This window comes from Thalassospira sp. SN3W, from assembly GCF_038070535.1.
Classification (GTDB): domain Bacteria; phylum Pseudomonadota; class Alphaproteobacteria; order Rhodospirillales; family Thalassospiraceae; genus Thalassospira; species Thalassospira xiamenensis.
The window spans coordinates 4,519,345-4,525,627 of record NZ_CP121124.1 but is presented as its reverse complement, the minus strand read 5'-3'; the positions used below and the strand labels follow the sequence as shown (position 1 = coordinate 4,525,627).

The following is a 6,283-nucleotide window of genomic DNA, read 5'->3' as shown; positions in this document are numbered from 1 at the left end:
CAAAACATATTCCCTGTTCAACGATTTAATAAACCCCTGACCTTTACTGGTCAGGGGTTTTGTCGTTTCATGCCGGTCTGGTTGCGCGAAAGGCGGTTATATTTCCCGATGCCGTTCGATTTCACGTTCAAGAGCGCGAAGCCGGATCAGGTTTGATGCCGCATCGGCAGTTGTCGAGAGCGCATCGCGTTCCGGCTGGCTCAATGATCTGGGAATTTTATCTATGACGCAGACCGACCCAAGGGCAAAGCCGAGCGGGTCGCGCACGGGGGCCCCGGCATAAAAGCGAAATCCGAAGGGCTCGGACAAGGCCGGATTGGTCGAAAAATGAGGGTCTTTCGTCAGGTCTTCGATAACTGTCAGATCGTTTTCGTAAAGGGTTTTGTTGCAAAACGCCCATTCGCGCGGGGTAGAGGCCCCTTCGAAACCCGTGCGGGATTTGAACCACTGTTCCGTCTGGGTTACCAGCGTGAACATGGCAACCGGCGATCGGGTGGCGAATGCGGCCAGATTGACAAGGTTGTCAAAGCTTGCCTCCGGGCCGGAGCCGACAAGGCCGGACTGTCTTACGGCTTCGAGCCGGACACGCTCGTTCCAGGGGAGCGGATAGCCCGTGGGGGCGGCTCTTTTTTTGGCTGACGCAGTCAGATGTTTGAGGATTGCAGCACTGGTGGCCGCGACATCGGAATAGAGGGGCAATTGGAGCCGGTCATGGCCGATGGGTTTGACTGCTGTTTCCGTGTTTTCCGTGTTTTCAACCGATGAGATGATGATTGTCTGCCGGAAGCGCTGATCAGCTTGCAGTTCGGCCAGCAGTTTCCTGTTGTTACCTGACGCGGCATTTTCAATAAGAACAAGCATCGGGCAGGTAAAGGAGAGCCATTTCCGGGCATCCAGCGCGTCTTCGGTGACGTCCAGTAAAAGACCTGATCCCTTCAGGCCATGTGTGCGCCAGTCGGGAGCCCGGCCTTCGCCCGCAAGGATGATGGCCCGGGCGCTTAGCGGCAGGTATTGTTCGGGCGTGTTGTGTTCCACCAGATCCATGACCGCCTGGCGCGGTATGCGACGATGCCCGCCGGGGGTTTTCCATGAAGGGAGCTGGCCGCTTTCGACCCAGAGCTGGGCGGTGCGTATGGATACGCCCAGAATTTCCGCCGCCTTGGCTGTCGTCAGGATATCTTTCACATCAATCACCCATTTCTTATAAGCAATGAAATAGCAAAATTTGCCAAAAGTGCAAGAAATGGAAAGCTTGACGGGGCGGTTTGATCGTCGCGGGATTACTTTTGCGCCCTTCTGGCGAGGAAGCTTCCTTATGGCCGAAGGTTGCTGCCTGCGCGGTCTTTCCCGGTGCCGGTGGCGTGAGCGTGGATCATCAAAGGGCATGAAGGGTGTGAGGCCGGAAAAGAAAACCTTTCCGGCCTCACGAAAAGCAACAGCGGGGGGCTATGAGGGATCAGGGCGCTGTTGCTTTATTCCGGCGGCAAGTTGCGTATCGTGCGCGGCAAGGATCATGTCCGCAGCACGTTCGCCGATGACAACGCAGGGCGCCATCGTGTTGCCGGTCGTGATGCGCGGCATGATCGAGGCATCGGCGATGCGAAGATTTTCAATGCCATAGACTCTGAGCCGGGCGTCAACCACGGACATTCTGTCGAGGCCCATTTTTGCGGTACAGGATTGATGCCAGTATGTGACGGCCGAGTTGCGGACAAATTCGACAAGGCCAGCATGATTGCGTGATCGTGGCGCGGTTTCGCCGCGAACCAGCGGGGTGAATGCCGAATGGTTGCCGATTTCGCGGCACAATTCGACTGCGGCAAGGGCTGCTGTCACGTCTTCGGGGGCGCTGAGCGCATTTGGTTCGATAAGCATATTATCGTACATGGTCGGACCGGATAGGCGCAGCCGTCCGCGGCTTTTGGGTTGGGCCAGTCCGGCAAACATTGTCCAGCCATGTTCGGGTGTTTCCAATTCTGCTTCGGCAGGTGAGGGAACGGGGAATTCAAGCTGGCATTGAAGGATGTCGGGCTGCTGGAGGCGGGAGTTGCTTTTCCAGTACACGGTTGCCTCGCATCCTCCGCCGCCGACGTCCTCGGGCTTGCGATATTCCCATGTACAGCCAAAGGCGATGTGATCCTGATGGTTTTGACCGACGCCGGGCAGGTGTTGACGTACCTTGATGCCATGTCTGTTCAGCTCGTCCTCGGGACCGATGCCCGATTGCATCAGTACTTTGGGGGTGTTGACCGCACCAAGAGACAGGATCGTCTCGCAGGTGGCGCGGAACTGTCGGATTTTACCGTCGAGCATGACCTCGACACCGACGGCCTTGTTGCCATCAAATATCAGGCTGGAAACAAGCGCGCCGGTCAGGACCGTCAGGTTTGGCTGGTGCATGGCCTTGTAGGTATAAGACCTGAAAACGGACTGGCGTTTGCCATCCTTGATACGCAGATCGGCAATCGCCGCCCCGCCGGTGCATTCCATCATCCGCCCGTTCGGGCTATCGAATACCGGTATGCCCAAAAGACCAGCGGCATCGACCATGGTCTGTGCGATGGGTTGCGGGGAAGAGGGTTGTGCGACATAGGCCGGGCCGCCTTTGCCGCGGCGGGCCGGATCCGGTGTGCCCTGCCAGTCTTCTATGCGGCGATAATATTCCAGAACCGATTTATAGCCCCATTCCGGATCACCGGATTTGGCAGCGAAATAGTCCCAGTCCTCTTTGTGGCCGCGCGACCAGACCATCACGTTGATGCTTGATCCGCCGCCCAATCCCTTGCCCATGCTGAGCGGCAATCTGCGCCCGTTGAGCGATGGGGCGGGTTGCCCCATGAAGCTCCAGTCACGTTCACTGCCAAGGTTTACGGGCCATTGAGCAGGTTCCATGACGGAGGGGGCGGTATCGTCGCCACCGGCTTCGAGCAGCAGGACGCGGATGTTTTCGCGTTCGGCAAGCCGTGCGGCAATGACGCAGCCGCTTGATCCCGCGCCGCAGACGATGAAGTCGTAATGCGAGCGCAGATTGTTGCACAGTTCATTCTGGTTTCTAAGCACGTCTGTGTGGATCTGTATGTCTTCGCTGATCTGGTTCATGTGAGCCTCCATGACACCGGGTTATGGCAAACAGGAATCTCCATAGGGTGCTGTGTAAAAAGAGGCAACATAAATTATCAATTTTATCAAAATTATCAAATTTGAACTAAAATTCCGTGTTTGATGATCTGTGGCGCGGGGGAGGTTTTTGTCCTGTCTGATGCAGGCGTCCGGCAGGAGGGAGAAAGCCGTGAAATGGGGAGCTAATTAATTGTTTTAAAAATATTATTTCTTGGATGTGATCCGGCGTCATTTGACGGGTTCATGGTGGTCGTGTGAGGTTTTTGTTGCCAGTAATTGTGGTTGGGGAGGAGGAGTAGTGATCACATCAAAGTGATAATAATGATGGAAATGAAATTGAGTTTTCGGGTTTTGGGGCGGCTGACGAGGTCTGATTTCGGATTCCCGATATTGGAGTCCGCTTGTTCGCGTCGGGGATTTTGCGGTGCGAGTCCGGTGTTTGTTCGACGCACGTGAGGTGATGATTTCACGCATCCGTGATGAAATGCCGGGAAACTCTCACACTGACTTGATATTTCGTGTGCCGAAGTTGCAATGACGATGATCCGCCCGGCTGCTACCAGAAAGACATCGCCAACACCGGCGATCGGGTTTCACGCAAAAGGGATGACATCATGAAAAATGCATTGGTATTGGGCGCAGCGCTGACGGCGGCTGTTTCGCTTGCTTCTGTTCATTCTGCGCAGGCAGAGGGTGCCAAGGAGAAATGCTTTGGCGTATCGCTTGCCGGGCAGAATGACTGTGCCGCCGGGCCGGGCACCACATGTGCCGGGACATCGAAAGTTGATTATCAGGGCAATGCCTGGAAGCTGGTCCCGGCCGGGACATGCGCGGATATGAGCTTTACGACGGCTGATGGGCGCAAGGTTATGGGAAGCCTTGAGGCGCTTGAGCGCGATCTGCCGAAGTCCTGATGTGATCATGCCGATCCGCCAATGCGGGTCGGCATCCTTTTTTCGGGGGCTTGCCATGATCAATAGCCAAAGCAGCAACAGATTGCCAAATCGGGCCGGTGTCGGCTTCAAGGGCGAACACGCCGATGACGTGATCGGCCAGCCCAAGCAGGTCGGCTGGTTTGAAATCCATCCGGAAAATTACATGGTGGCCGGTGGGCCGCGCCTGGCGGTGCTCGAAGCCTTGTGCGCCGATTATCCATTATCGATGCACGGGGTTGGACTGTCACTTGGCGGCGGGGAGAGGCTTGATCCCCACCATCTGGCCGATCTCAAGCGTCTGGTGGATCGGTTTGAGCCCGCCATGCTGTCGGAACATATTGCATGGTCAAGCCATGACGGGCTTTACATGGCCGACCTTTTGCCAACACCGATGACGCAAAAGTCGCTTGATCAGTTGGTTGAGGCGATTGACGAGGTGCAGGTGGCAACGGGCCGTAAAATCCTGATTGAAAATCCGACCTCGTATCTTGCATTGCCGCAAAATTCGATCCCGGAAATTGATTTTATCACCGAGGCCGCACGGCGTTCGGGTTGCGGATTGCTGATCGATGTAAACAACATTTACATTTCGGCCTGCAATCTGGGCTTTGACGCCAGCGATTATGTCGATGCGATCCCCGGTGATCTGATCGGGGAAATCCATCTGGCCGGGCATGAGGCGGATGCCAATGCCAATGCTGATGAGAAGGTTCTGATCGATACCCATTCCCGACCGGTCGCCGATCCGGTCTGGGCGCTGTTTGATCGCCTGATTGCGCGGATTGGCGCGCGACCGACCCTGATTGAATGGGATAATGATGTGCCCGATTGGGCGACGCTTCGGGCCGAGGCGGCGCTTGCAGATCGGCACATTGAGCGGTTTTCGAAAGTTGGCCCGATGCGGGTGGCGTCATGATTGAGGCGCGGACCCTTCAGGGGGAATTTTCCCGTGCCCTGATGGCAGCAGACCCGTCTGCGCGGCCCGATGGCCTTGACGCAGGCCTTGACCCCGCGATGGCGGGACGGTTTGCGATTTATCGCAACAATGTCCATCGCGGGCTTGGCGATGCGTTAATCGCGGCCTATCCGGTGGTGGCGAAGCTGGTGGGGGAGGATTTCTTTCGGGCGATGGCGCAGGTGTTTTTCCGGGGCGAGAAAGCACGCCCCGGGTCGCTTGCGCTTTATGGGGCCGGTTTTGCCGATTTCATTGATGGTTTCGATGCAGCGGCGTCAGTGCCGTATCTTTCCGATATGGCGCGGCTGGAACGCGCAAGGCTGGAAGCCCTGCATGCGGCCGATGATGCGGTGACCACGTCGGAAATGCTGCAAGGCATTGTGAATGATCTGGCGTCGGTTGCCTTTGTGCGTCATTCGGCCTGCTTTCTTGTGCGGTCCGGTTTTCCCATCCATGCGATCTGGCAATGCCAGCAGGAAGGGTCGGAAAAGCGGCCTATTGTGCAATGCGGGGAAAATATCCTGATCACCCGGCCTGACATGACGGTGCGGCAAATCCTGCTGGACGATGCCGGGGCTATTTTTGCAGAAAGGCTTTTGTATCAGGCACCGGTTGCCGATGCCTTTGCCGCCGCAATCGCCCGCGATCCGCAATTTGATGTGACATCCACCTTTGCCCAACTGATTGCCGCCGGGGCGTTTGCCGGTTTGAGGGAGACATAAAATGCAAACAGCGATCAAAAGAATGACCGGGCTGCATAGGTGCCTGTTTGGTGCACTTGAAGCGCGGACCGATGGCTGGTTCATCGGGCTTTCGGCACGTTTGTGGTTTGCCGTGATTTTGCTGCCTTATTACCTCAATAGCGCAATGACCAAGGTGGCGGGGGATAGTTTTCCCAGTGCCGGGGCGTTTGCGCAGATCGTGCCGTCGATTGCCGATCAGTATTTATATGACACGGCGGCCATTCCGTTTTTCCCGTGGCATATCATTGTGATTGCCGGGACTTTGGCGGAATTCGTTTTGCCGGTTCTGATCGTGCTGGGCCTGTTTACCCGTTTGGGGGCGCTTGGCATGATCGGGTTTGTGGCGGTTCAGACCGTTGTGGATATCACAGCCCACGGTGCGGCGACGGGCGCGCTTTTTGACGGGCAGCCCGATCAGTTGATCGATCAGCGAATGTTATGGGTTTTTGTGTTGCTGATGCTGGTGATCAAGGGGGCGGGTAAATTTTCGCTTGATCATGTTCTGGGGCGGCGTGCGCGCGACGGATGAG

6 protein-coding genes are annotated in these 6,283 nt (G+C 56.5%); 4 read left to right on the top strand and 2 right to left on the bottom strand.

Annotated features, from left to right (window positions below; genetic code table 11):
- Positions 1 to 96: 96 nt before the first annotated feature.
- Together P8T57_RS20840 and P8T57_RS20835 are read right to left on the bottom strand one after the other, a co-directional pair.
- The gene (locus P8T57_RS20840; RefSeq protein ID WP_341364196.1) at positions 97 to 1,185 is read right to left on the bottom strand and encodes a helix-turn-helix domain-containing protein; all 1,089 of its coding nucleotides are present in this window, start codon (positions 1,183 to 1,185) and stop codon (positions 97 to 99) included.
- A 261-nt stretch (positions 1,186 to 1,446) separates the two neighbouring features.
- On the bottom strand, positions 1,447 to 3,099 hold the full coding sequence (locus P8T57_RS20835) for a GMC family oxidoreductase N-terminal domain-containing protein (RefSeq protein ID WP_037991750.1): 1,653 nt from the start codon (positions 3,097 to 3,099) through the stop codon (positions 1,447 to 1,449).
- A gap of 635 nt (positions 3,100 to 3,734) precedes the next feature.
- On the opposite strand from P8T57_RS20835, the gene P8T57_RS20830 reads away from it, so the two are divergent.
- Genes P8T57_RS20830 through P8T57_RS20815 form a run of 4 tightly spaced genes read left to right on the top strand, consistent with a single transcriptional unit; the run spans position 3,735 to position 6,282 of the window.
- Positions 3,735 to 4,034 (top strand): DUF2282 domain-containing protein, encoded by a 300-nt coding sequence (locus P8T57_RS20830; protein ID WP_063092010.1) that lies wholly within the window; start codon positions 3,735 to 3,737, stop codon positions 4,032 to 4,034.
- Positions 4,035 to 4,089: 55 nt separating this feature from the next.
- Positions 4,090 to 4,971, top strand: a complete 882-nt coding sequence (locus P8T57_RS20825; protein WP_341364195.1) for a DUF692 domain-containing protein — start codon at positions 4,090 to 4,092, stop codon at positions 4,969 to 4,971.
- Positions 4,968 to 5,732 carry a DNA-binding domain-containing protein gene (locus tag P8T57_RS20820; RefSeq protein WP_341364194.1) on the top strand — a complete coding sequence of 255 codons (765 nt, stop codon included), beginning with the start codon at positions 4,968 to 4,970 and terminating at the stop codon, positions 5,730 to 5,732. The genes P8T57_RS20825 and P8T57_RS20820 overlap by 4 nt, the downstream gene beginning before the upstream one ends.
- A 1-nt stretch (position 5,733) precedes the next feature.
- Complete coding sequence (locus P8T57_RS20815; protein WP_341364193.1) at positions 5,734 to 6,282, top strand: DoxX family protein; 549 nt, start codon at positions 5,734 to 5,736, stop codon at positions 6,280 to 6,282.
- Position 6,283: the final 1 nt, after the last annotated feature.